Consider the following 22,343-nt stretch of genomic DNA (forward strand, 5'->3'; position numbering starts at 1 on the left):
GATGGCAGGTTTAAAACTTCAGGCAGTGACCAAAAGCTGGGATGGCAAAACCCAGGTGATTCAGCCGCTCACCCTCGACGTGGCGGACGGGGAGTTCATCGTGATGGTCGGCCCGTCCGGTTGCGGCAAATCCACGCTGCTGCGCATGGTGGCCGGGCTTGAGCGCGTCTCCTCCGGCGATATCTGGATTGACCGCCAGCGCGTGACCGAGATGGAGCCCAAAGACCGCGGCATCGCGATGGTGTTCCAGAACTACGCCCTCTATCCGCACATGAGCGTGGAAGAGAACATGGCCTGGGGGCTGAAAATCCGCGGCATGGGCAAGGGGCATATCGAGGAGCGGGTGAAAGAGGCGGCGCGCATTCTGGAGCTGGATGGCCTGCTTAAGCGCCGTCCACGCGAGCTCTCCGGCGGCCAGCGCCAGCGCGTGGCGATGGGGCGTGCCATCGTGCGCGATCCGGCGGTGTTCCTGTTCGATGAACCGCTCTCTAACCTCGACGCCAAGCTGCGCGTGCAGATGCGTCTGGAGCTGCAGCAACTGCATCGCCGTCTTAAAACCACCTCCCTGTACGTGACGCACGATCAGGTCGAAGCCATGACCCTTGCCCAGCGGGTGATGGTGATGAACAAAGGCGTTGCCGAGCAGATTGGCACGCCGGTGGAGGTGTACGAAAAACCGGCCAGCCGTTTTGTGGCGAGCTTTATCGGCAGCCCGGCAATGAACCTGCTGGAAGGGCGGATCAGCAGCGCGGGCACCCACTTTGAGCTGGAAAGCGGGATGGCATTGCCCATCAACTGGTACTATCGTGGCTACGCCGGGCGTAAGATGACGCTCGGTATTCGCCCGGAGCATATTGGTTTAACCTCTCAGGCGGACGGCGGCGTGCCGCTGGTGATGGACACGCTGGAGATGTTGGGTGCAGATAACCTGGCGCACGGACGCTGGGGCGAGCAAAAAATGGTGGTGCGTCTGCCGCATCAGGAACGCCCGAAAGCAGGCAGCACGCTGTGGCTGCACCTGCCGGAAAATCACCTGCACTTATTTGACGGTGAAACAGGACAACGAGTATGAGCAACTGGCCTTATCCCCACATCGTCGCCCACCGTGGCGGCGGTAAACTGGCGCCGGAAAATACCCTGGCGGCAATTGATGTTGGCGCACGCTACGGCCACACGATGATTGAGTTCGACGCCAGGCTGTCGAAAGACGGCGAAATTTTCCTGCTGCATGATGACAATCTCGAACGCACCAGCAACGGCTGGGGCGTGGCGGGGGAACTGCCGTGGCGCGATCTGCTGAAGGTGGATGCCGGAAGCTGGTTCAGCGGCGAGTACAAAGGCGAACCGCTGCCGCTGCTGGCGGAAGTGGCCGACCGTTGTCGTCAACACGGGATGATGGCTAACATCGAAATCAAACCGACGACTGGTACCGGGCCGCTCACGGGCAACGTGATTGCGCTGGCCGCGCGCGAGCTGTGGGAAGGCATGACGCCACCGCTGCTGTCGTCATTTGAAATTGATGCCCTTGAAGCGGCACAGGCTGCGGTGCCGGAACTGCCGCGCGGGCTGCTGCTGGACGAGTGGCGCGAGGACTGGCGTGAGCTGACCACCCGCTTAGCGTGCGTGTCGATCCATCTCAATCATAAGCTGCTGGATGAGGCGAGGGTTAAGATGCTGAAAGCGGCAGGGCTGCATATTCTGGTGTATACCGTCAACAAACCCCAGCGTGCGGCTGAGCTGCTGCGCTGGGGTGTGGACAGCATCTGTACCGATGCGATTGACCTGATCGGCCCGGACTTTAGTTCTGCGGATTAAGCATACTGCCATTCGACTGCGACGGCAGCATATGCTGCTGTCCGCTGCCTGACGAACTCATCCCTCCCAGCATCCCGCCGTTTTTATTCGGCAGCGGTTGCTCGCGCATCTGCCCCTGCTGCACGCGCTGGGTGTTAGTGTTCATCTGATTTTGCAGGCTCTGCTGCTGCATTCGGGTCTGCGTGTTCAACTGCTGGTTCAGCATCCCTTTTTGCTGTTGCTGCTGACTCATCATCTCCGTCTGCATACGCTGCTGGCTCGGAATGACATAGCCCGGCTGGTTAGGGTTATTCATCGTATTGAGTGGCTGTGCAAGTGCGGCAAACGGGAGCAACGCCGTAAGGATCAGGAAGCGTTTCATGATCTTCTCCTTCTTTGAGGTTTCTCTTAAGTTTACCCCGAATTCACCATGACGATGATTTTTTAGGAGTTGTGAACCAGGCTTAAGCGGGGAATATGGCTCCCTTCACCTGGAGAACAATAATGATGAAACCAACCCTTTTGCGCTGGGTCGCCATCGCTGCGCTGATGGCAGGCGGTACATTTAGCGTGGCGGCTAACCCGCCTGCGGCTCCTCCGGTCTCTTATGGCGTGGAGGAAGATGTGTTTCATCCCGTGCGGGCCACGCACGGGATGGTGGCCTCGGTGGATGCGCTGGCAACGAAAGTGGGCGTCGATATTCTCAAACAGGGCGGTAATGCGGTGGATGCCGCGGTGGCGGTCGGCTATGCGCTGGCGGTAACACACCCGCAGGCGGGGAATCTGGGCGGCGGCGGCTTTATGATGCTGCGCACCAAAGACGGGAAGACGACGGCTATCGACTTCCGCGAAATGGCGCCTGCTCAGGCCTCCCGCGATATGTTCCTTGACGATCAGGGCAACCCGGACAGTAAAAAATCGCTGACCTCGCACCTTGCGTCCGGCACGCCGGGCACCGTCGCAGGCTTCTCGCTGGCGCTGGAAAAATACGGCACGATGCCGCTGAACAAAGTGGTCCAGCCTGCCATTAAGCTGGCGCGCGACGGCTTTGTGGTGAACGACGCCCTGGCCGATGACCTTAAAACCTACGGCAGCGAAGTCATTCCGAACCATGAAAACAGTAAGGCGATCTTCTGGAAAGACGGAGAGCCGCTGAAGAAGGGCGATAAGCTGGTGCAGAACAACCTTGCCAAAAGCCTGGAGCTGATTGCGGAGCATGGCCCGGACGCCTTCTACAAAGGGGCGATTGCCGACCAGATTGCCGAAGAGATGCAAAAGAACGGCGGGCTCATCACCAAAGCGGATCTGGCGGAGTATAAGGCGGTGGAGCGCGAGCCAATTAGCGGCACCTACCGTGGCTATGAGGTCTTCTCCATGCCGCCGCCGTCCTCCGGCGGGATCCACATCGTGCAGATCCTCAATATTCTGGAAAACTTCGATATGCACAAGTTTGGCTTCGGCAGTGCCGATGCCATGCAGGTGATGGCCGAGGCGGAAAAACGCGCCTATGCCGACCGCTCGGAATACCTTGGCGACCCGGACTTTGTGAAGGTGCCGTGGCAGGCGCTGACCAACAAAGCGTATGCCAAATCCATTGCCGATCAGATCGACATCAATAAGGCTAAGCCGTCGAGCGAGATCCGCCCCGGCAAGCTGGCACCGTATGAAAGTAACCAGACCACCCACTTCTCGGTGGTGGATAAAGACGGTAACGCGGTGGCGGTTACCTATACGCTCAATACCACCTTTGGAACCGGTATTGTGGCGGGGAACAGCGGCATTCTGCTGAACAACGAGATGGATGACTTCTCTGCCAAACCGGGCGTACCGAACGTCTACGGGCTGGTCGGTGGGGATGCCAACGCGGTGGGGCCGAAGAAACGTCCGCTGTCGTCGATGTCACCAACCATTGTGGTGAAAGACGGCAAAACCTGGCTGGTAACCGGCAGCCCCGGTGGCAGCCGGATTATCACCACCGTGCTGCAGATGGTGGTGAACAGTATCGACTTTGGTATGAACGTGGCGGAGGCGACCAACGCCCCACGCTTCCATCACCAGTGGCTGCCGGATGAACTGCGCGTCGAGAAGGGCTTTAGCCCGGACACCCTCAAACTGCTGGAGCAGCGCGGACAGAAGGTAGCGGTGAAAGAGGCGATGGGCAGCACCCAGAGCATTATGGTGGGGCCGGACGGGGCGCTGTTTGGCGCGTCAGACCCGCGGTCGGTGGATGATTTAACGGCGGGGTATTAATCTGTTGTCTAATTCCCTCTCCCGGTGGGAGAGGGTTAGGGCGAGGGCAACAAACTACTTCATTCGCGCCATATAATACGCATCCACATACTCGCCGTTGCGCAGGGCGAATTTTCTGCCGGTGCCTTCGATTTCAAAGCCAAACTTCCGGTACAGCGCCAGTGCGGAAGGGTTATCGGCAAAAACCGTTAACTCGATACGTTCGATGCGCAGCCAGTTATCGCACAGGTTGATCATCTCGCGCATGAGCACGCTCCCGACGCCGCGCCCTTGAGCGTGCGCCGCAACGCTGATACCGAACGTGGCCACATGGCTGCGTCGCGGGCTGGTTTCCACCTGAAGCATCAGATCGCCAACGATTTGCTCATCAATGCAGGCGACCAGCCGTCTTTGCCCGGGTTTTACAATAAGACGTTCTTGCCAGTACTCAAGGGAAGGATGAGGTAGCTGTAGCGTGTCGTGATACACCCCTGGATGCATGTAGTTCTGGCGTAAGGCTTCGGCATCTCCCGGTTCCGCATGGCGTATCACTATCTCACTCATTCCTTATTCCTCAGTCAGTTAAACATCCTTTCCAACATCAGTGACTTTGAAATTTGAGTCAACCGCTATTTTTTGCAAAAAGTATTGGACAAGTGCGAATGAGAATGATTATTATTGCTCTGCATTCAGGAAGACCACTACGGGAACCTGAAAGCACGACATTGCTCACATTGCTTCCAGTATTACTTTAGCCAGCCTTTAGCTGGCTTTTTTTTGCCCGTTTTCACCCTCTCCCCGTGGGAGAGTGCTGGGGTGAGGGCAAAACATGCGCTATGGTAAAACCCAGTAACCTTCCAAAAGGACTGAGCTATGACCTTACATTGCGCATTTATTGGATTTGGTAAAAGTACGACCCGCTATCACCTTCCGTATGTTCTCAACCGTAAAGACAGCTGGCATGTGGCGCATATCTACCGCCGTAGCGCGAAGCCGGAAGAGCAGTCCCCGCAGTATTCCCATATTCATTTCACCAGCGATCTCAATGAAGTACTGGGCGACCCGCAGGTTAAACTGGTCATCGTCTGTACCCATGCCGACAGCCATTTCGACTATGCGAAACGCGCGCTCGAGGCGGGTAAAAACGTGCTGGTAGAAAAACCCTTCACCCCGACCATCGCTGAAGCGAAAACCCTCTTCGCACTGGCGAAAAGCAAAGGGCTGACCGTCACGCCGTATCAGAACCGTCGCTTCGACAGCTGCTTCCTGACGGCGAAAAAGGCGATTGAGAGCGGCAAGCTTGGCGACATCGTCGAAATGGAAAGCCATTTTGACTATTACCGCCCGGTGGCGGAGACCAAACCCGGCCTGCCGCAGGACGGTTCCTTCTACGGTCTTGGCGTCCATACCATGGACCAAATCATCTCCCTGTTTGGCCGCCCGGACCACGTGGCGTATGACATTCGCAGCCTGCGTAATAAAGCCAACCCGGACGATACTTTTGAAGCGCAGCTGTTCTACGGCGACCTGAAAGCCATCGTTAAAACCAGCCATCTGGTGAAAATCGACTACCCGAAATTTATCGTTCACGGCACGAAAGGTTCGTTTATCAAGTACGGTATCGATCAGCAGGAGACCAGCCTGAAGGCCAATATCATGCCGGGTGAACCGGGCTTTGCGGCGGATGATTCGGTTGGCGTACTGGAGTATGTGAACGCAGAAGGTGTGACGGTCAGAGAAGAGCTGACGCCTGAAACCGGCGACTATGGTCGCGTCTACGACGCGCTGCATGCAACCCTGACCCGCGGCGTGGCGAATTACGTCAAGGAATCTGACGTTCTGACCAACCTCGAAATCCTCGAACGGGCCTTCGAACAGGCTTCTCCTGCCACGGTAACCCTTGCGAAATAAGCAAAAATGGCTCCTCTGCACTTGTTCATAATTTTTGAACAGAGGAGTCAATTTTCACCCTCTATGATCCCAGGCGGTTTGCGTCCACACTTACTTCATCGAAACGAACTGAGGGTGAAAACAATGATCTACTTACGCAAAGCAAACGAACGTGGTCACGCGAATCATGGCTGGCTGGACTCATGGCATTCATTCTCGTTTGCCGACTACTACGACCCGAACTTCATGGGCTTCTCTGCACTGCGCGTGATTAACGATGACGTGATTGATGCAGGCCAGGGCTTCGGTACCCACCCGCATAAAGACATGGAAATCCTGACCTATGTGCTGGAAGGGGCGGTTGAGCACCAGGACAGCATGGGCAACAAAGAGCAGGTTCCGGCGGGCGAGTTCCAGATCATGAGTGCGGGTACCGGTGTTCGTCACTCGGAGTACAACCCGAGCAAAACGGAAAAACTGCACCTGTATCAAATCTGGATCATTCCAGAAGAAACCGGCATCACGCCGCGCTACGAGCAGCGCCGCTTCGACGCCAAACAGGGCAAACAGCTGGTGCTCTCCCCGGATGCGCGTGAAGGTTCGCTGAAAGTGCATCAGGATATGGAACTGTACCGCTGGGCGCTGGCGAAAGACGAACAGTCTGTACACCAGATCGCCGCGAACCGCCGCGTCTGGATCCAGGTGGTGAAAGGTGAAGTGTCCATCAACGGCACCAAAGCGACAACGGCAGATGGTCTGGCCATCTGGGATGAGCAAGCGCTCTCCGTGCATGCCGACAGCGAAAGTGAAATTCTGCTGTTTGATCTGCCACCGGTGTAATAAATCATAAATAAATGCCCATCCTTCCCTTTGACAGGGGAAGGATGGGCTTTGTCCGTGATAAACTGAGCAAATCTCTCTCTTCAAGATTTCTCAGGACGATGAAAAAGAAACGCCCCGTACTTCAGGATGTCGCCGATCGTGTTGGTGTGACCAAAATGACGGTCAGCCGTTTTTTACGTAACCCGGAACAGGTTTCCGTAGCGTTGCGTGGCAAGATTGCCGCTGCTCTCGATGAACTGGGTTATATCCCTAACCGCGCACCCGATATTCTCTCCAATGCCACCAGTCGTGCGGTGGGCGTCCTCCTGCCTTCTTTAACCAACCAGGTCTTTGCCGAAGTGTTGCGCGGTATTGAAAGCGTCACGGATGCGTTTGGTTACCAGACCATGCTGGCACACTACGGCTACAAACCGGAACTGGAAGAAGAACGTCTTGAATCGATGCTTTCCTGGAACATCGATGGCCTGATTTTAACTGAACGTACTCACACCCCCCGTACGCTGAAGATGATCGAAGTGGCCGGGATCCCGGTGGTGGAACTGATGGACAGCCAGTCGCCGTGCCTTGATATTGCCGTGGGTTTTGACAACTTCGAAGCGGCGCGGCAGATGACGGCGGCGATCATCGCGCGTGGTCATCGTCATATCGCCTACCTGGGTGCGCGTCTTGATGAACGTACTATCATCAAACAGAAGGGATACGAGCAGGCGATGCTTGACGCAAATTTAACCCCGTACAGCGTGATGGTGGAGCAGTCCTCTTCCTATACGTCGGGTATTGAGCTGATGCGGCAGGCACGGCGCGAGTATCCACAACTGGACGGTATTTTCTGTACCAACGATGACCTTGCGGTCGGTGCAGCGTTCGAATGCCAGCGTCTGGGGCTGAAGATCCCCGATGATATGGCGATAGCCGGTTTCCACGGCCATGACATCGGCCAGGTGATGGAGCCGCGTCTGGCGAGCGTCCTGACACCGCGTGAACGCATGGGTCGCATTGGCGCAGAACGCCTGCTGGCGCGCATTCGCGGTGAAGCGGTTACGCCAAAAATGTTAGATTTAGGTTTCACCTTGTCACCGGGTGGATCTATTTAATCCGACAAATTTGAAGTAGCTCACACTTATTCACATCGCGCACGTTTGGATATTGCTTCTCTTTTGCCCCGGCAGGACAATGTTACCGATAACTGTTACCCGTAACAATTGACTGAGGGACACCCTTTGAGCACGACTAATCATGATCACCACGTTTACGTCCTGATGGGCGTTTCCGGTAGCGGTAAATCTGCCGTGGCAAGCGAAGTGGCGCATAAACTTAATGCGGCGTTTCTTGATGGCGACTTCCTCCATCCGCGCAGCAACATCATGAAGATGGCCTCCGGCGAGCCGCTGAACGACGACGACCGTAAACCGTGGTTACAGGCGCTGAACGATGCCGCGTTTGCCATGCAGCGCACCAATAAAGTTTCCCTGATCGTCTGCTCTGCGCTGAAAAAAACCTACCGCGATCTGCTGCGTGACGGCAACCCGAACCTCTCTTTCATCTACCTGAAAGGCGATTTCGACGTCATCGAAAGCCGTCTCAAGGCGCGCAAAGGCCACTTCTTCAAAACCCAGATGCTGGTCACACAGTTCGAAGCGCTGCAGGAGCCGGGTGAAGATGAAAAAGACGTCTTAGTGGTTGATATCGATCAGTCACTGGAGGGTGTTGTTGCCAGCACCATCGAGGTCATTAATAAAAGGCAGTAAGTTTTGAGTACATTAACGCTAGTTTTGACAGCAGTGGGTTCGGTATTGCTGCTGCTGTTTTTAGTGATGAAAGCGCGTATGCATGCTTTTGTTGCTTTGATGGTGGTTTCTATTGGTGCAGGTCTCTTTTCCGGTATGCCGCTCGACAAGATCGCTGCGACGATGGAAAAAGGGATGGGGGGCACACTGGGCTTCCTGGCTATTGTGGTCGCGCTGGGCGCGATGTTTGGCAAGATCCTGCATGAGACGGGCGCGGTCGACCAGATTGCCGTCAAGATGCTGAAATCGTTTGGTCACAGTCGTGCACACTATGCAATTGGCCTGGCCGGTCTGATCTGCGCGCTGCCGTTGTTCTTTGAAGTGGCCGTGGTGCTGCTGATTAGCGTGGCGTTCTCCATGGCGCGCCATACCGGTACTAACCTTGTGAAGCTGGTTATTCCGCTGTTTGCGGGCGTGGCCGCGGCGGCGGCGTTTCTGCTGCCGGGGCCTGCGCCGATGCTGCTGGCTTCCCAGATGCACGCCGACTTTGGCTGGATGATCCTGATTGGCCTGTGCGCGGCAATCCCGGGAATGATTATCGCCGGTCCGCTGTGGGGCAACTTCATCAGCCGCTACGTTGAACTGCATATTCCTGATGATATTACCGAGCCGCACCTGGGCGAAGGTAAAATGCCGTCCTTCGGCTTCAGCCTGTCTCTGATCCTGCTGCCGCTGGTGCTGGTGGGTTTGAAAACCATTGCCGCGCGCTTTGTACCGGTGGGCTCTACCGCGTACGAATGGTTCGAATTTATCGGTCACCCGTTCACGGCAATTCTGGTGGCGTGTCTGGTGGCGATTTATGGCCTGGCGATGCGTCAGGGGATGCCGAAAGACCGCGTGATGGAAATCTGCGGTGCTGCGCTGCAGCCAGCGGGCATTATCCTGCTGGTGATCGGTGCGGGTGGCGTGTTCAAGCAGGTGCTGGTGGATTCAGGCGTCGGTCCGGCGCTGGGTGAAGCGCTGACCGGAATGGGACTGCCCATCGCGGTCACCTGCTTTGTGCTGGCGGCGGCGGTGCGTATCATTCAGGGCTCCGCGACCGTTGCCTGTTTAACGGCTGTTGGCCTGGTGATGCCGGTGATTGAACAGCTGAACTATTCCGGTGCGCAGATGGCGGCGCTGTCTATCTGTATCGCGGGTGGTTCGATTGTGGTGTCGCACGTGAACGATGCGGGCTTCTGGCTGTTCGGTAAATTTACCGGTGCGACCGAAGCGCAAACCCTGAAAACCTGGACGCTGATGGAAACTATCCTCGGCACTACGGGTGCGATTGTCGGGATGATTGCGTTTACGCTGCTGAGCTAACCCCGGTTTTCTCCCTCTCCCTGTGGGAGAGGGTTGGGGTGAGGGCATCAGGCCGCAGAGATCTTATTTTGTCGGGTGGCGGCTTCGCCTTACCCGACCTACAAAAAACTCAGTTCCCGTAGGCCGGGTAAGCGCAAGCGCCACCCGGCTTTTTTACAGCAGCACTGTGCCTTCCGTTGTGCGCAGCCAGCGCGGCGCTTTTAGCGTATCGCTGTAAAATCGCACCAACTCCTGCAGCAGATCTCCCGCCACTCTCTCATCGCTTTCTGACAGCGAATGCGCTAACAGCATTTGCGTTAACAGCTGGCAATATCGCCCTAACTGATCAACTTCCGGCTTGAAGACCGGCACGTCCAACGGCAGGTCATCCACCGTCAGGCTGGCTTTTAAATATTCTGGCACAGGTTCAAGCAGCGTGGGCTGAAGCAGGGTGAGGCAGGCGGAAAGTCGTCCACACAGCGCCATCTTCTGGGTTGGATCGTCACATTCAACCAGCACGTCGACAAACCGCGCGCAGTTGTCTGCCTGCTCGGTGAAGTCGGTGGTGTGATCGAACGGTGTGGTGAATAAGGAGTGAGAAAAGCTAAGGGTAGTAGTCATAAGACCGCCTCTGATGCGTAATGTATATCCACCACTGGAGAGGCTAATCTCACGGGTGGTGGAACCAGACAGGGTTAGCCTTACCGGCCTCATCAGCTACCGGCGCGTCTTGCGACGCCCCCGCCTGGCCCACCATTGGAGTGTAGCTAAGCGCGCGACACGATAACACTCGTGTCGCTGATGAGGAAGTTCAGGAGGCTAATCCCGACGCCTGATTTTGCAGGCGCGGCAAGAAGATACTGCGTGGGGGGGCGGGGTGGCAAGAGAGGCTCTGGAAGGCGGCTCGCAAAACGAAATATTATTTTTGAGGAGTGCGGCCTGTTGCCCTCACCCCGGCCCTCTCCCACGGGGAGAGGGAGCAAACACTAAAAACGGCAATCAAGGATTGCCGTTTTGCATTTACCTTGCTATCCCTTCATCCACGCACGTATCCCGTCCAGGAACATCTGCGTCGCCATCATCACCAGAATCAGCCCCATCAAGCGTTCCAGCGCATTGACCCCTTTCTCGCCCAGCAGGCGCAGGAACAGCGACGATTGCAGCAGAATGATGAACGTTCCGCCCCAGGCAATCAGCAAAGCAATCACCAGATGGCTCATCTGGTTGGGATACTGATGCGACAGTAGCATCAATGTGGCCAGAATGGTCGGCCCGGCGACCAGCGGGATCGCCAGCGGTACGATAAACGGCTCTTCACCCGCAGGCAGGCCGCTGCTGCTGCCTTCCGCGCTCGGGAAAATCATCTTAATGGCAATCAGGAACAGAATAATTCCGCCGGAAATGGAGACCGTTTCGGCACGCAGATTCAGGAAAGCGAGAATTTTTTCGCCAGCAAACAGGAAGATAAACATCACCAGCAGGGCGATGAGCAGCTCGCGGATCATGATCGCCCGGCGGCGCTTGGGTTCGGTGTGCTTCAGCACCGACATGAAAATCGGCAGGTTTCCCAGTGGATCCATTATCAGGATCAATAAAACCGCCGCAGAAATGATTTCACTCATGTAAATTAGCCCTGAATTTCTCTATGGTTATTAGGATGATTAGCTCTTTTTCTGATTGCCGGGCAATCATCGATTAATTTCGCTTGCGACTTTGGCAGCATTTTGTAATGTGAAGCATATCCCAGTTCAATACTGGCTTGCACAAACAGCACACACCCTCTGCAGGAAACAAATGCTATGAAAAACGTTGGTTTTATCGGCTGGCGCGGTATGGTCGGCTCTGTACTCATGCAACGCATGGTTGAAGAGCGCGATTTCGACGCTATCCGCCCGGTCTTCTTCTCCACTTCCCAGCTCGGCCAGGCTGCACCGTCCTTTGGTGGTACCACAGGGACGTTGCAGGATGCTTACGATCTGGAAGCGCTGAAGGCACTCGACATTATTGTGACCTGCCAGGGCGGCGATTATACCAACGAAATCTATCCAAAGCTGCGTGAAAGCGGCTGGCAGGGCTACTGGATTGACGCGGCCTCTTCGCTGCGTATGAAAGACGATGCCATCATCATCCTCGACCCGGTGAACCAGGGCGTGATCACCGACGGCCTGAACAACGGCGTGAAAACCTTTGTCGGCGGTAACTGCACCGTCAGCCTGATGCTGATGTCCCTCGGTGGCCTGTTCGCGCAGGACCTGGTGGAGTGGGTCTCCGTGGCGACCTACCAGGCCGCATCCGGCGGCGGTGCGCGTCACATGCGTGAACTGCTGACCCAGATGGGCCAGCTGCACCAGAGCGTTGCGACCGAGCTGGCAAATCCGGCGTCCGCGATCCTCGATATCGAGCGTAAAGTCACCGAGCTGACCCGCAGCGGCGAACTGCCGGTCGATAACTTTGGCGTACCGCTGGCCGGTGGCCTGATCCCGTGGATCGACAAACAGCTGGATAACGGCCAGACCCGTGAAGAGTGGAAGGGTCAGGCGGAGACCAACAAAATCCTCAATACCGCGAACACCATTCCGGTTGACGGTCTGTGCGTGCGTATCGGCGCGCTGCGCTGCCACAGCCAGGCCTTCACCATTAAACTGAAAAAAGATGTGTCTATTCCGACCGTGGAAGAGCTGCTCGCCGCACACAACCCGTGGGCGAAAGTGGTGCCAAACGATCGCGATATCACCATGCGCGAACTGACGCCTGCGGCCGTTACCGGCACGCTGACCACGCCGGTTGGCCGTCTGCGTAAGCTGAACATGGGGCCAGAGTACCTCTCCGCGTTCACCGTGGGTGACCAGCTGCTGTGGGGTGCCGCAGAGCCGCTGCGCCGCATGCTGCGCCAGCTGGCGTAATAATTTGTTAACTACCGGGGGTGATTTTCACCCCCCTTTTTTTGCGTACTACATGGAGTAAAACGCAGATGTCTTATTTTTTATCAGGAGGAACCTCGTCGTTGGCTATGCTTTAAGGAAGATTTATTTCTCACCTGAGGGTAGGACGGAGCAGAGAGGATGAGCTGCACCGTTTAGGTCACATTAAAAGTCGTCCCGGAGCGAATAAAAAGGGCGACATAAAAAAACAGGATGAATACCATGTCCGATCGTATTTCGAGAGACGTGATTAATGCGCTTATTGCGGGTCATTTTGCCGACCCCTTTTCTGTGCTAGGGATGCACCGTACAGAGGCCGGGCTGGAAGTTCGCGCGCTGTTACCGGATGCCACAGAAGTGTGGGTCATCGAACCCAAAACCGGCCGCAAGGTGGGTAATCTGGAATGCCTCGACTCACGTGGCTTCTTCTCGGGCGTCATGCCCCGTCGTAAAAACCCCTTTCGTTATCAGCTTGCCGTCATCTGGCACGGTCAGCAAAACCTGATTGACGATCCCTATAGCTTTGGCCCGCTCTTAAAAGAGATGGATGCCTGGCTGCTGTCCGAAGGCACCCATCTGCGGCCTTATGAAACGCTGGGTGCCCATGCGGATACCATGGATGGTATTACCGGCACGCGGTTTGCCGTGTGGGCGCCAAACGCCCAGCGCGTCTCCGTCGTCGGGCAGTTCAACTACTGGGACGGTCGTCGTCACCCCATGCGTCTGCGTCGGGAAACTGGCATCTGGGAGCTGTTCATCCCCGGCGCGCATAACGGTCAGCTCTATAAATTTGAGATGATCGATGCCAACGGCAAGCTGCGCATTAAAGCTGACCCGTACGCCTTTGAAGCGGAGCTGCGCCCGAATACTGCCTCGCTTATTTGCGGCCTGCCGGAGAAGGTGGTCCAGACGGAAGAGCGCAAGCAGGCTAACCGCTTCGACGCGCCAATCTCCGTTTATGAGGTGCATCTCGGCTCCTGGCGTCGCCACACCGATGACAATTTCTGGCTGAGCTATCGTGAGCTGGCTGACCAGCTGGTACCGTACGCCAAATGGATGGGCTTTACCCATCTGGAGCTGCTGCCGGTTAACGAGCACCCGTTCGACGGAAGCTGGGGCTATCAGCCCACCGGGTTATACGCACCGACGCGCCGCTTTGGCACGCGCGACGACTTCCGCTATTTCGTTGATGCCGCACACGCCGCCGGGCTGAACGTCATTCTTGACTGGGTGCCGGGCCACTTCCCGTCGGATGATTTTGCGCTGGCCGAGTTCGACGGCACAAAACTGTACGAGCACAGCGACCCGCGCGAAGGCTATCACCAGGACTGGAATACGCTGATCTACAACTACGGTCGTCGTGAAGTCGCGAACTACCTGGTCGGGAACGCGCTTTACTGGATCGAGCGTTTCGGCATTGATGCCCTGCGCGTGGATGCGGTGGCGTCGATGATCTATCGCGACTATAGCCGCAAAGAGGGCGAGTGGATCCCGAACGAGTATGGCGGTCGCGAGAACCTGGAAGCGATTGAGTTTCTGCGCAACACCAACCGCATTATTGGCGAGCAGGTCGAGGGCGCGGTGACGATGGCGGAAGAGTCCACCGACTTCCCGGGCGTTTCCCGTCCGCCGTCAATGGGTGGCCTGGGCTTCTGGTACAAGTGGAACCTGGGCTGGATGCACGACACGCTCGATTACATGAAGCTCGACCCGGTTTATCGTCAGTATCATCACGATAAGCTTACCTTCGGGCTGCTCTACAACTACACCGAAAACTTCATGCTGCCGCTGTCGCACGATGAAGTGGTGCACGGTAAAAAATCCATTCTCGACCGCATGCCGGGCGACGCGTGGCAGAAGTTTGCCAACCTGCGCGCCTACTACGGCTGGATGTTCGCCTTCCCGGGCAAAAAACTGCTGTTTATGGGCAACGAGTTCGCCCAGGGGCGCGAGTGGAACCACGATACCAGCCTCGACTGGCATCTGCTGGAGGGCGCTGACAACTGGCACCACGGCGTGCAGCGGCTGGTCCGCGATCTGAACCTGACCTACCGCCACCATAAAGCACTGCACGAGCTTGACTTCGATCCGTACGGTTTTGAGTGGCTGGTGGTGGACGACCATGAGCGCTCGGTATTTGTCTTTGTGCGCCGGGATAAAGCGGGCAACGAGATTATCGTTGCCAGCAACTTTACGCCGGTTCCACGTCATCATTACCGCTTTGGCATTAATCAGGCCGGTAAATGGCGCGAAATCCTCAACACCGATTCCATGCATTACCACGGCAGTAACGCCGGTAACGGCGGACTGGTCCAGAGCGATGCCATCGAAAGCCACGGGCGCCCCAACTCCCTGAGCCTGACGCTGCCACCGCTCGGTACCATCTGGCTGGTGCGGGAGGGCGAATGACGCAGCTTACGGCAGGTAAACCCGAACCGCTCGGGGCGAGCTTTGACGGAAAGGGTGTGAATTTCACCCTCTTTTCTGCTCACGCGGAGCGGGTCGAACTCTGTGTGTTTGATGGGGAAGGTAACGAACATCGTTACGATTTACCGGCGCGCACCGGGGATACCTGGCACGGTTACCTGGCCGGTGGGCGGCCAGGGATGCATTACGGTTTTCGCGTTCACGGTCCCTGGGCGCCTGCTCAGGGGCACTGGTTTAACCCGGCAAAGCTGCTGATTGACCCGTGTGCCCACCGCGTGGAAGGCGAGTTTAAAGACGACCCGCTGTTCCACGTCGGCTACGGGGAACCCGACCACCGCGACAGCGCCCACGTGGCCCCAAAAAGTGTGGTGGTGGGCGATCGCTACGACTGGGAAGACGATGCCCCGCCGGGCACGCCGTGGGGCAACACCGTGATTTACGAGGCCCATGTTAAAGGGCTGACCTATCTCCATCCGTCTATTCCCAAAGAGATGCGCGGCACCTATAAGGCGCTCGGCCATCCGACCATGATCGCCTATCTGAAACATCTCGGGATCACCGCGCTGGAGTTGTTGCCCATCGCCCATTTCGCCAGCGAGCCTCGCCTGCAGCGACTGGGCCTGAGCAACTACTGGGGCTACAACCCGCTGGCGATGTTTGCGCTCGACCCCCGCTACGCCGCCCACCCGGACAAGGCGCGGGACGAGTTTCGTGATGCGGTGAAAGCGCTTCATGCGGCCGGTATCGAAGTGATTCTGGACGTGGTGCTGAACCACAGCGCGGAAAGCGATCTTGACGGTCCGACGCTCTCCATGCGCGGAATTGATAACCGTAGCTATTATTGGATCAGAGAGGATGGTGATTACCACAACTGGACCGGTTGCGGTAACACGCTCAACCTCAGCCATCCGGCGGTGACGCATTTTGCGTATGAATGCCTGAAATATTGGGTGGAAACGTTCCACGTCGACGGTTTTCGTTTTGACCTGGCGCCGGTGATGGGCCGCACGCCGGGGTTCAGCCAGCAGGCGCCGCTGTTTGAGGCGATCAAAAACTGCCCGGTGCTCTCGCGGGTGAAGCTGATTGCCGAGCCGTGGGACATTGGTGAAGGCGGCTACCAGGTGGGGAACTTCCCGCCGCTGTTTGCCGAATGGAACGACCACTATCGCGATGCCGTACGCCGCTTCTGGCTGGAGAGAAGCCTGTCGCTGGGGGAGTTCGCCGGACGCTTTGCCGCTTCCAGCGATCTGTTTAAACGTGATGGCAAACGACCGTCTGCCACCGTCAACCTGGTGACCGCGCATGACGGTTTTACGCTCCGGGACTGCGTTTGTTTCAATCAGAAACACAATGAGGCAAATGGCGAGGAGAATCGCGATGGCACTAACAATAACCATAGCTTTAATCATGGTATAGAAGGGTTAGGCGGAAGTCTGGATGTTATTGAGCGGCGACGCGCCAGCGTGCATGCGCTGCTGACGACGCTTTTGTTGTCGCAGGGCACGCCGATGCTGCTGGCAGGGGATGAACATGGCCACAGCCAGCACGGTAACAACAACGCCTATTGCCAGGACAACACCTTAACCTGGCTCGACTGGGGAGAAGCGAACAGCGGCCTGATCCACTTTACCGCGGCGCTGATCCACCTTCGTCAGCAGATCCCCGCGCTCACCGTCAACCGCTGGTGGGAGGAGGGCGACGGCAACGTTCGCTGGCTGAATAAAGACGCGCAACCGTTAAGCGCGCAAGAGTGGCAACACGGCGTACCGCGCCTGCAGATCCTGCTTTCGGATCGCTGGCTGGTTACGCTGAACGCGACGGATGACGTCGCTGAGATTGTTTTACCTGACGGGGAATGGCGCGCCGTTCCCCCCTTTGCCGGAGCGGATAATCCGGTAGTAATGGCTGTCTGGCACGGGCCTGCGCACGGAGTGTGCGTATTCCAAGATGATAAAAAAGGAGTTAGTCATGGTTAGATTAGAGAAGAACGATCCCTTAATGTTGGCACGCCAGCTCCCCTTAAAAACGGTTGCCCTGATCCTCGCTGGCGGGCGCGGAACCCGTCTTAAAGATTTGACCATCAAGCGCGCCAAGCCGGCTGTTCACTTTGGTGGTAAGTTCCGAATTATCGATTTTGCACTGTCCAACTGCCTGAACTCAGGTATTCGCCGCATTGGCGTCATTACGCAGTATCAGTCGCACACCCTGGTGCAGCATATTCAGCGCGGCTGGTCATTCTTCAGCGAAGAGATGAATGAGTTTGTCGATCTCCTGCCTGCCCAGCAGCGTGTTCACGGTGAAAACTGGTACCGCGGCACCGCTGATGCGGTGACCCAGAACCTCGATATCATTCGCCGCTACAACGCGGAGTACATTGTGATCCTCGCCGGGGACCACATCTACAAGCAAGACTACTCCCACATGCTCATCGACCACGTCGAGAAAGGGGCGCGCTGCACCGTGGCGTGTCTGCCGGTGCCCGTTGCCGAGGCGACGGCGTTTGGCGTGATGCACGTGGACGCGGACGATAAAATTATCGACTTCGTTGAAAAACCGGCCAACCCACCAACCATGCCGGGAGATGACACCAAATCGCTCGCCAGCATGGGGATCTATGTCTTTGATGCAGATTACCTTTATGAGCTGCTGGAAGAAGACGACAAAGACGAACACTCCAGCCACGACTTCGGTAAAGACATCATTCCGAAAATTACCAAAGCTGGCATGGCCTATGCACATCCTTTCCCGCTGTCCTGCGTGCAGTCAGATCCGAATGCGGAACCTTACTGGCGCGATGTGGGAACCCTGGAAGCGTACTGGAAAGCCAACCTCGATCTGGCCTCCGTCACGCCTGAGCTGGATATGTACGACCAGAACTGGCCGATCCGTACCCATATGGAATCCCTGCCGCCAGCGAAATTCGTTCAGGACCGCTCCGGCAGCCACGGCATGACGCTGAACTCGCTGGTCTCCGGCGGGTGCATTATCTCCGGCTCGGTGGTGGTGCAGTCGGTGCTGTTCCCGCGCGTGCGTATAAACTCATTCTGTAATATCGATTCGGCGGTGCTGCTGCCGGATGTCTGGGTCGGGCGTTCGTGTCGTCTGCGTCGCTGCGTGATCGACCGTGCCTGCGTCATTCCTGAAGGAATGGTGATTGGTGAAAACGCGGAAGAAGATGCACGTCGCTTCTACCGTTCTGAAGAGGGGATCGTGTTAGTCACACGGGAAATGTTGCGGAAGCTGCAGATCAAACAGGAGCGATGATGCAGGTTTTACACGTATGTTCTGAGATGTTCCCGTTGTTAAAAACGGGCGGCCTGGCGGATGTTCTTGGTGCATTACCCGCGGCGCAAATCGCTGGCGGAGTAGATACCCGAGTCCTGCTGCCTGCCTTCCCGGATATCCGGCGCGGCATTCCCGATGCAAAGGTGGTGACGCGCCGTGACACCTTCGCCGGACGCATTACCCTGTTGTATGGACATTACAATGGCGTGGGCATCTACCTGATTGACGCGCCGCACTTATATGACCGACCAGGTAGCCCGTATCACGATACGAACCTGTTTGCCTATACCGACAACGTGCTGCGTTTTGCGCTGCTCGGCTGGGTTGGGGCTGAAATGGCGGTAGGGCTGGATCCGTTCTGGCGCCCGGACATTGTGCACGCACACGACTGGCACGCGGGGCTCGCTCCGGCATATCTGGCGGCGCGCGGCCATCCGGCGAAATCGGTCTTTACGGTGCATAACCTGGCGTATCAGGGCATGTACTACGCCCATCACATGAATGACATCGATCTGCCATGGTCGTTCTATAACATGCACGGGCTGGAGTTTAACGGGCAGATCTCGTTCCTGAAGGCCGGGCTTTACTATGCCGACCACATCACGGCCGTGAGCCCGACCTACGCCCGTGAAATTACGCAGCCGGAGTTCGGCTACGGCCTCGAAGGGTTGCTCCGTCAGCGCCATCGTGAAGGGCGTTTGTCGGGGATCCTTAACGGCGTCGATGAACAGATCTGGAACCCGGAGACCGACCTGCTGCTCGCGGCCCGCTATGGCCGTGATTCCGTGGAAGACAAAGCGGAAAACAAACGCCAGTTACAAATTGCGATGGGGCTGAAGGTCAACGACAAAGTGCCGCTGTTTGCGGTGGTGAGCCGTCTGACCAGCCAGAAAGGGCTGGACCTGGTGCTGGAGGCCCTGCCGGGTCTGCTGGAGCAGGGCGGACAGCTGGCGCTGCTCGGCGCGGGCGACCCGGTATTGCAGGAAGGCTTCCTGGCGGCAGCGGCGGAACACCCGGGGCAGGTGGGCGTGCAGATTGGCTATCACGAAGCGTTCTCGCACCGGATCATGGGCGGCGCGGACGTCATTCTGGTGCCGAGCCGTTTCGAACCTTGCGGCCTGACGCAGCTCTACGGCCTGAAGTACGGCACCCTGCCGCTGGTGCGACGCACGGGCGGGCTGGCGGATACGGTATCTGACAGCTCACTGGAAAACCTGGCGGACGGTATCGCCAGCGGGTTTGTCTTTGAGGACAGTAATGCCTGGTCGCTGCTTCGGGCGATTCGGCGTGCTTTCGTCTTGTGGTCCCGTCCGTCGCTGTGGCGTTACGTTCAACGTCAGGCGATGTCCATGGACTTTAGCTGGCACGTTGCGGCGCAGTCATACCGCGATCTCTATCAACGCTTGATGTAACGAGGCGAAGTTACTGATATGAACGCTCCTTTTAGCTACTCTTCCCCCACGCTCAGCGTTGAGGCGTTGAAGCACTCTATCGCCTATAAGCTGATGTTTACCATCGGGAAAGATCCGGTCATCGCCAACAAACACGAGTGGCTCAACGCCACCCTGTTTGCGGTGCGTGACCGCATGGTTGAACGCTGGCTGCGCTCCAACCGCGCCCAGCTATCGCAGGAAACGCGTCAGGTTTACTACCTGTCGATGGAATTTTTGATTGGCCGCACCCTCTCTAACGCGCTGTTATCGCTCGGTATTTACGATGACGTTAAAACCGCGCTGGAAGAGATGGGGCTGGACCTGGAAGAGCTGATTGACGAAGAGAACGACCCGGGGCTCGGTAACGGTGGCCTGGGGCGACTTGCCGCCTGCTTCCTCGACTCGCTGGCGACGCTGGCCCTGCCGGGGCGTGGCTACGGCATTCGCTACGACTACGGGATGTTCAAGCAGAACATCGTGGACGGACGTCAGAAAGAGTCCCCGGACTACTGGCTGGAATACGGTAACCCGTGGGAGTTTAAACGTCACAATACGCGCTATAAGGTGCGGTTTGGCGGACGTATTCAGCAGGAAGGGAAAAAGTCCCGCTGGGTGGAAACCGAAGAGATCCTTGCCGTCGCCTATGACCAGATTGTCCCGGGCTACGATACCGATGCGACCAATACGCTGCGTCTGTGGAATGCGCAGGCCAGTAGCGAGATTAACCTGGGTAAATTTAACCAGGGCGACTACTTCGCGGCGGTGGAAGATAAAAACCACTCCGAGAACGTCTCCCGCGTGCTCTACCCGGACGACTCGACCTATTCCGGGCGCGAGCTGCGCCTGCGTCAGGAGTATTTCCTCGTCTCCGCGACGATTCAGGATATCCTCAGCCGTCACTATCAGCTGCACAAGACCTACGCCAATCTGGCGGAAAAAACCGCCATTCACCTCAACGATACCCATCCGGTGCTGTCGATCCCGGAGCTGATGCGTTTGCTTATCGACGAGCATAAGTTCAGCTGGGACGATGCGTTTGAGGTGACCTGTCAGGTCTTCTCTTACACTAACCACACGTTGATGAGCGAAGCGCTGGAAACCTGGCCGGTGGATATGCTCGGCAAAATTTTGCCGCGCCATCTGCAGATCATCTTTGAAATTAATGACTACTTCCTCAAGACGCTGCAGGAGCAGTATCCGAACGATACCGGCCTGCTGAGCCGCGCTTCTATCATTGATGAATCGAACGGTCGTCGCGTACGCATGGCCTGGCTGGCGGTGGTGATCAGCCACAAGGTGAACGGGGTTTCAGAGCTGCACTCGAACCTGATGGTGCAGTCGCTGTTTGCGGACTTTGCGAAGATCTTCCCGACGCGTTTCTGCAACGTGACCAATGGCGTCACGCCGCGTCGCTGGCTGGCGCTGGCAAACCAGCCGCTTTCTGAGGTGCTGGATGAGCACATTGGCCGCACCTGGCGAACCGATCTCAGCCAGCTGAGCGAGCTTGAACAGCACATTGATTTTCCGGCGGTGAACAAAGCCGTACGAGAAGCCAAGCTGCTGAACAAGAAACGTCTGTCAGTCTGGCTGGCGTTACATCTGAACGTGGTGGCGAACCCGAAAGCGCTGTTCGACGTACAGATCAAGCGTATTCATGAGTACAAGCGCCAGCTGATGAACGTGCTGCATGTGATCACCCACTATAACCGCATCAAGGCCGATCCGACGGCGGAGTGGGTGCCGCGTGTAAAGATCTTTGCCGGTAAGGCGGCGTCCGCTTACTACATGGCGAAGCACATCATTCACCTCATCAATGATGTGGCGAAGGTGGTCAACAACGATCCGGATATCGGCGACAAGCTGAAGGTGGTCTTTGTTCCTAACTACAGCGTCAGCCTGGCGCAGCTGATTATTCCGGCGGCCGATCTCTCTGAGCAGATCTCCACCGCCGGGACGGAAGCGTCCGGCACCAGTAACATGAAGTTTGCCCTTAACGGCGCGCTGACCATCGGCACGCTGGACGGGGCCAATGTCGAAATGCTGGAGCACGTGGGGGCGGAAAATATCTTTATCTTCGGGAATACCACGGAAGAGGTGGAGGCGTTGCGCAAGAAAGGCTACTCGCCGCGTGAGTATTACGAAGAGGATGAGGAGCTACGTCAGGTGCTGACGCAAATCGCCACCGGGGTGTTTAGCCCAGACGAGCCAGGGCGCTATCGGGACCTGGTGGATTCGCTGATTAACTTTGGCGATCACTATCAGGTGCTGGCGGATTACCGCAGCTACGTGGATTGTCAGGACAGGGTGGACGAGCTTTATCGTCAGCAGGAGAAGTGGACCTGCGTCGCGATGCATAACATCGCCAATATGGGGTATTTCTCGTCCGACAGGACCATTAAGGAGTATGCCGAGAATATCTGGCATATTGATCCGGTGCGGTTGTAAAAACA

General features: G+C 57.0%; 18 protein-coding genes. 14 read left to right on the forward strand and 4 right to left on the reverse strand.

The annotated features are described in order from the left end of the window. The first annotated feature begins 1 nt into the window (after nucleotide 1). The gene (locus tag PUZ33_RS08840; protein ID WP_020687753.1) at nucleotides 2-1,072 is read left to right on the forward strand and encodes a sn-glycerol-3-phosphate import ATP-binding protein UgpC; all 1,071 of its coding nucleotides are present in this window, start codon (nucleotides 2-4) and stop codon (nucleotides 1,070-1,072) included. Beyond that, nucleotides 1,069-1,815 carry a glycerophosphodiester phosphodiesterase gene (gene ugpQ / locus PUZ33_RS08845; protein ID WP_020687754.1) on the forward strand — a complete coding sequence of 249 codons (747 nt, stop codon included), beginning with the start codon at nucleotides 1,069-1,071 and terminating at the stop codon, nucleotides 1,813-1,815. Before PUZ33_RS08840 ends, ugpQ begins: the two co-directional genes overlap by 4 nt. Here the strand turns inward: ugpQ and PUZ33_RS08850 are convergent. Continuing rightward, complete coding sequence (locus PUZ33_RS08850) at nucleotides 1,799-2,176, reverse strand: DUF2756 family protein (protein ID WP_013099122.1); 378 nt, start codon at nucleotides 2,174-2,176, stop codon at nucleotides 1,799-1,801. The genes ugpQ and PUZ33_RS08850 overlap by 17 nt on opposite strands. A gap of 122 nt (nucleotides 2,177-2,298) precedes the next feature. Between PUZ33_RS08850 and ggt the strand changes: the two genes are divergently transcribed. Then, nucleotides 2,299-4,044 (forward strand): gamma-glutamyltransferase, encoded by a 1,746-nt coding sequence (gene ggt / locus PUZ33_RS08855; protein ID WP_072203583.1) that lies wholly within the window; start codon nucleotides 2,299-2,301, stop codon nucleotides 4,042-4,044. Nucleotides 4,045-4,098: 54 nt separating this feature from the next. Here ggt and yhhY read toward each other — a convergent pair whose 3' ends face one another. Further along, nucleotides 4,099-4,587: an N-acetyltransferase gene (gene yhhY / locus PUZ33_RS08860; RefSeq protein WP_045900943.1), complete on the reverse strand. Its 489-nt coding sequence runs from the start codon at nucleotides 4,585-4,587 to the stop codon at nucleotides 4,099-4,101. A gap of 309 nt (nucleotides 4,588-4,896) precedes the next feature. Between yhhY and PUZ33_RS08865 the strand changes: the two genes are divergently transcribed. The 5 genes from PUZ33_RS08865 (at nucleotide 4,897) to gntU (ending at nucleotide 9,848) form a co-directional block, all read left to right on the forward strand. After that, nucleotides 4,897-5,934: an oxidoreductase gene (locus tag PUZ33_RS08865; protein WP_023621444.1), complete on the forward strand. Its 1,038-nt coding sequence runs from the start codon at nucleotides 4,897-4,899 to the stop codon at nucleotides 5,932-5,934. 123 nt (nucleotides 5,935-6,057) lie between these two features. Beyond that, the gene (locus PUZ33_RS08870; RefSeq protein ID WP_000639796.1) at nucleotides 6,058-6,753 is read left to right on the forward strand and encodes a pirin family protein; all 696 of its coding nucleotides are present in this window, start codon (nucleotides 6,058-6,060) and stop codon (nucleotides 6,751-6,753) included. Nucleotides 6,754-6,854: 101 nt separating this feature from the next. Further along, entirely contained in the window at nucleotides 6,855-7,850 is a 996-nt protein-coding gene (gntR, locus tag PUZ33_RS08875) for a gluconate operon transcriptional repressor GntR (protein ID WP_014833579.1), read from the forward strand. Between the two features lie 126 nt (nucleotides 7,851-7,976). Further along, nucleotides 7,977-8,504 (forward strand): gluconokinase, encoded by a 528-nt coding sequence (gntK, locus tag PUZ33_RS08880; protein ID WP_252107630.1) that lies wholly within the window; start codon nucleotides 7,977-7,979, stop codon nucleotides 8,502-8,504. A gap of 3 nt (nucleotides 8,505-8,507) precedes the next feature. Continuing rightward, entirely contained in the window at nucleotides 8,508-9,848 is a 1,341-nt protein-coding gene (gene gntU, locus PUZ33_RS08885) for a gluconate transporter (protein WP_014833577.1), read from the forward strand. 153 nt (nucleotides 9,849-10,001) lie between these two features. On the opposite strand, the gene PUZ33_RS08890 is transcribed toward gntU, so the two are convergent. Together PUZ33_RS08890 and yhgN are read right to left on the reverse strand one after the other, a co-directional pair. After that, a complete protein-coding gene (locus PUZ33_RS08890; protein ID WP_058680286.1) occupies nucleotides 10,002-10,448 on the reverse strand; it encodes a hypothetical protein in 447 nt (148 codons plus the stop codon). Between the two features lie 407 nt (nucleotides 10,449-10,855). Further along, a complete protein-coding gene (gene yhgN / locus PUZ33_RS08895) occupies nucleotides 10,856-11,449 on the reverse strand; it encodes an NAAT family transporter YhgN (protein ID WP_003861574.1) in 594 nt (197 codons plus the stop codon). A 177-nt stretch (nucleotides 11,450-11,626) separates the two neighbouring features. Here yhgN and asd point away from each other — a divergent pair, with 177 nt between their 5' ends. The 6 genes from asd (at nucleotide 11,627) to glgP (ending at nucleotide 22,338) form a co-directional block, all read left to right on the forward strand. Further along, nucleotides 11,627-12,730, forward strand: a complete 1,104-nt coding sequence (asd, locus tag PUZ33_RS08900) for an aspartate-semialdehyde dehydrogenase (protein ID WP_013099113.1) — start codon at nucleotides 11,627-11,629, stop codon at nucleotides 12,728-12,730. Between the two features lie 240 nt (nucleotides 12,731-12,970). Further along, nucleotides 12,971-15,157, forward strand: a complete 2,187-nt coding sequence (gene glgB / locus PUZ33_RS08905; RefSeq protein ID WP_023621440.1) for a 1,4-alpha-glucan branching enzyme — start codon at nucleotides 12,971-12,973, stop codon at nucleotides 15,155-15,157. Continuing rightward, nucleotides 15,154-17,151: a glycogen debranching protein GlgX gene (gene glgX, locus PUZ33_RS08910; protein WP_058680287.1), complete on the forward strand. Its 1,998-nt coding sequence runs from the start codon at nucleotides 15,154-15,156 to the stop codon at nucleotides 17,149-17,151. Before glgB ends, glgX begins: the two co-directional genes overlap by 4 nt. Then, on the forward strand, nucleotides 17,144-18,439 hold the full coding sequence (glgC, locus tag PUZ33_RS08915; protein ID WP_013099110.1) for a glucose-1-phosphate adenylyltransferase: 1,296 nt from the start codon (nucleotides 17,144-17,146) through the stop codon (nucleotides 18,437-18,439). The genes glgX and glgC overlap by 8 nt, the downstream gene beginning before the upstream one ends. Then, a complete protein-coding gene (gene glgA, locus PUZ33_RS08920; RefSeq protein WP_013099109.1) occupies nucleotides 18,439-19,872 on the forward strand; it encodes a glycogen synthase GlgA in 1,434 nt (477 codons plus the stop codon). Before glgC ends, glgA begins: the two co-directional genes overlap by 1 nt. Before the next feature lie 18 nt (nucleotides 19,873-19,890). Then, nucleotides 19,891-22,338: a glycogen phosphorylase gene (gene glgP / locus PUZ33_RS08925; protein ID WP_013099108.1), complete on the forward strand. Its 2,448-nt coding sequence runs from the start codon at nucleotides 19,891-19,893 to the stop codon at nucleotides 22,336-22,338. Nucleotides 22,339-22,343: the final 5 nt, after the last annotated feature.

Origin of the sequence: Enterobacter cloacae complex sp. 2022EL-00981, assembly GCF_028737495.1 — a bacterium.
In the GTDB taxonomy this organism is placed as follows: Bacteria; Pseudomonadota; Gammaproteobacteria; order Enterobacterales; family Enterobacteriaceae; genus Enterobacter; species Enterobacter cloacae.

Excerpts from the sequence above, each read along its gene's own strand:
- glgA (WP_013099109.1), top strand. The coding sequence starts at position 18,439 with ATGCAGGTTTTACACGTATGTTCTGAGATGTTCCCGTTGTTAAAAACG.
- ggt (WP_072203583.1), top strand. The coding sequence starts at position 2,299 with ATGATGAAACCAACCCTTTTGCGCTGGGTCGCCATCGCTGCGCTGATG.
- ugpQ (WP_020687754.1), top strand. The coding sequence starts at position 1,069 with ATGAGCAACTGGCCTTATCCCCACATCGTCGCCCACCGTGGCGGCGGT.
- PUZ33_RS08870 (WP_000639796.1), top strand. The coding sequence starts at position 6,058 with ATGATCTACTTACGCAAAGCAAACGAACGTGGTCACGCGAATCATGGC.
- PUZ33_RS08890 (WP_058680286.1), bottom strand. The coding sequence starts at position 10,448 with ATGACTACTACCCTTAGCTTTTCTCACTCCTTATTCACCACACCGTTC.
- glgP (WP_013099108.1), top strand. The coding sequence starts at position 19,891 with ATGAACGCTCCTTTTAGCTACTCTTCCCCCACGCTCAGCGTTGAGGCG.
- PUZ33_RS08865 (WP_023621444.1), top strand. The coding sequence starts at position 4,897 with ATGACCTTACATTGCGCATTTATTGGATTTGGTAAAAGTACGACCCGC.
- glgX (WP_058680287.1), top strand. The coding sequence starts at position 15,154 with ATGACGCAGCTTACGGCAGGTAAACCCGAACCGCTCGGGGCGAGCTTT.
- gntR (WP_014833579.1), top strand. The coding sequence starts at position 6,855 with ATGAAAAAGAAACGCCCCGTACTTCAGGATGTCGCCGATCGTGTTGGT.
- yhhY (WP_045900943.1), bottom strand. The coding sequence starts at position 4,587 with ATGAGTGAGATAGTGATACGCCATGCGGAACCGGGAGATGCCGAAGCC.
- yhgN (WP_003861574.1), bottom strand. The coding sequence starts at position 11,449 with ATGAGTGAAATCATTTCTGCGGCGGTTTTATTGATCCTGATAATGGAT.
- PUZ33_RS08850 (WP_013099122.1), bottom strand. The coding sequence starts at position 2,176 with ATGAAACGCTTCCTGATCCTTACGGCGTTGCTCCCGTTTGCCGCACTT.
- glgC (WP_013099110.1), top strand. The coding sequence starts at position 17,144 with ATGGTTAGATTAGAGAAGAACGATCCCTTAATGTTGGCACGCCAGCTC.
- PUZ33_RS08840 (WP_020687753.1), top strand. The coding sequence starts at position 2 with ATGGCAGGTTTAAAACTTCAGGCAGTGACCAAAAGCTGGGATGGCAAA.
- glgB (WP_023621440.1), top strand. The coding sequence starts at position 12,971 with ATGTCCGATCGTATTTCGAGAGACGTGATTAATGCGCTTATTGCGGGT.
- asd (WP_013099113.1), top strand. The coding sequence starts at position 11,627 with ATGAAAAACGTTGGTTTTATCGGCTGGCGCGGTATGGTCGGCTCTGTA.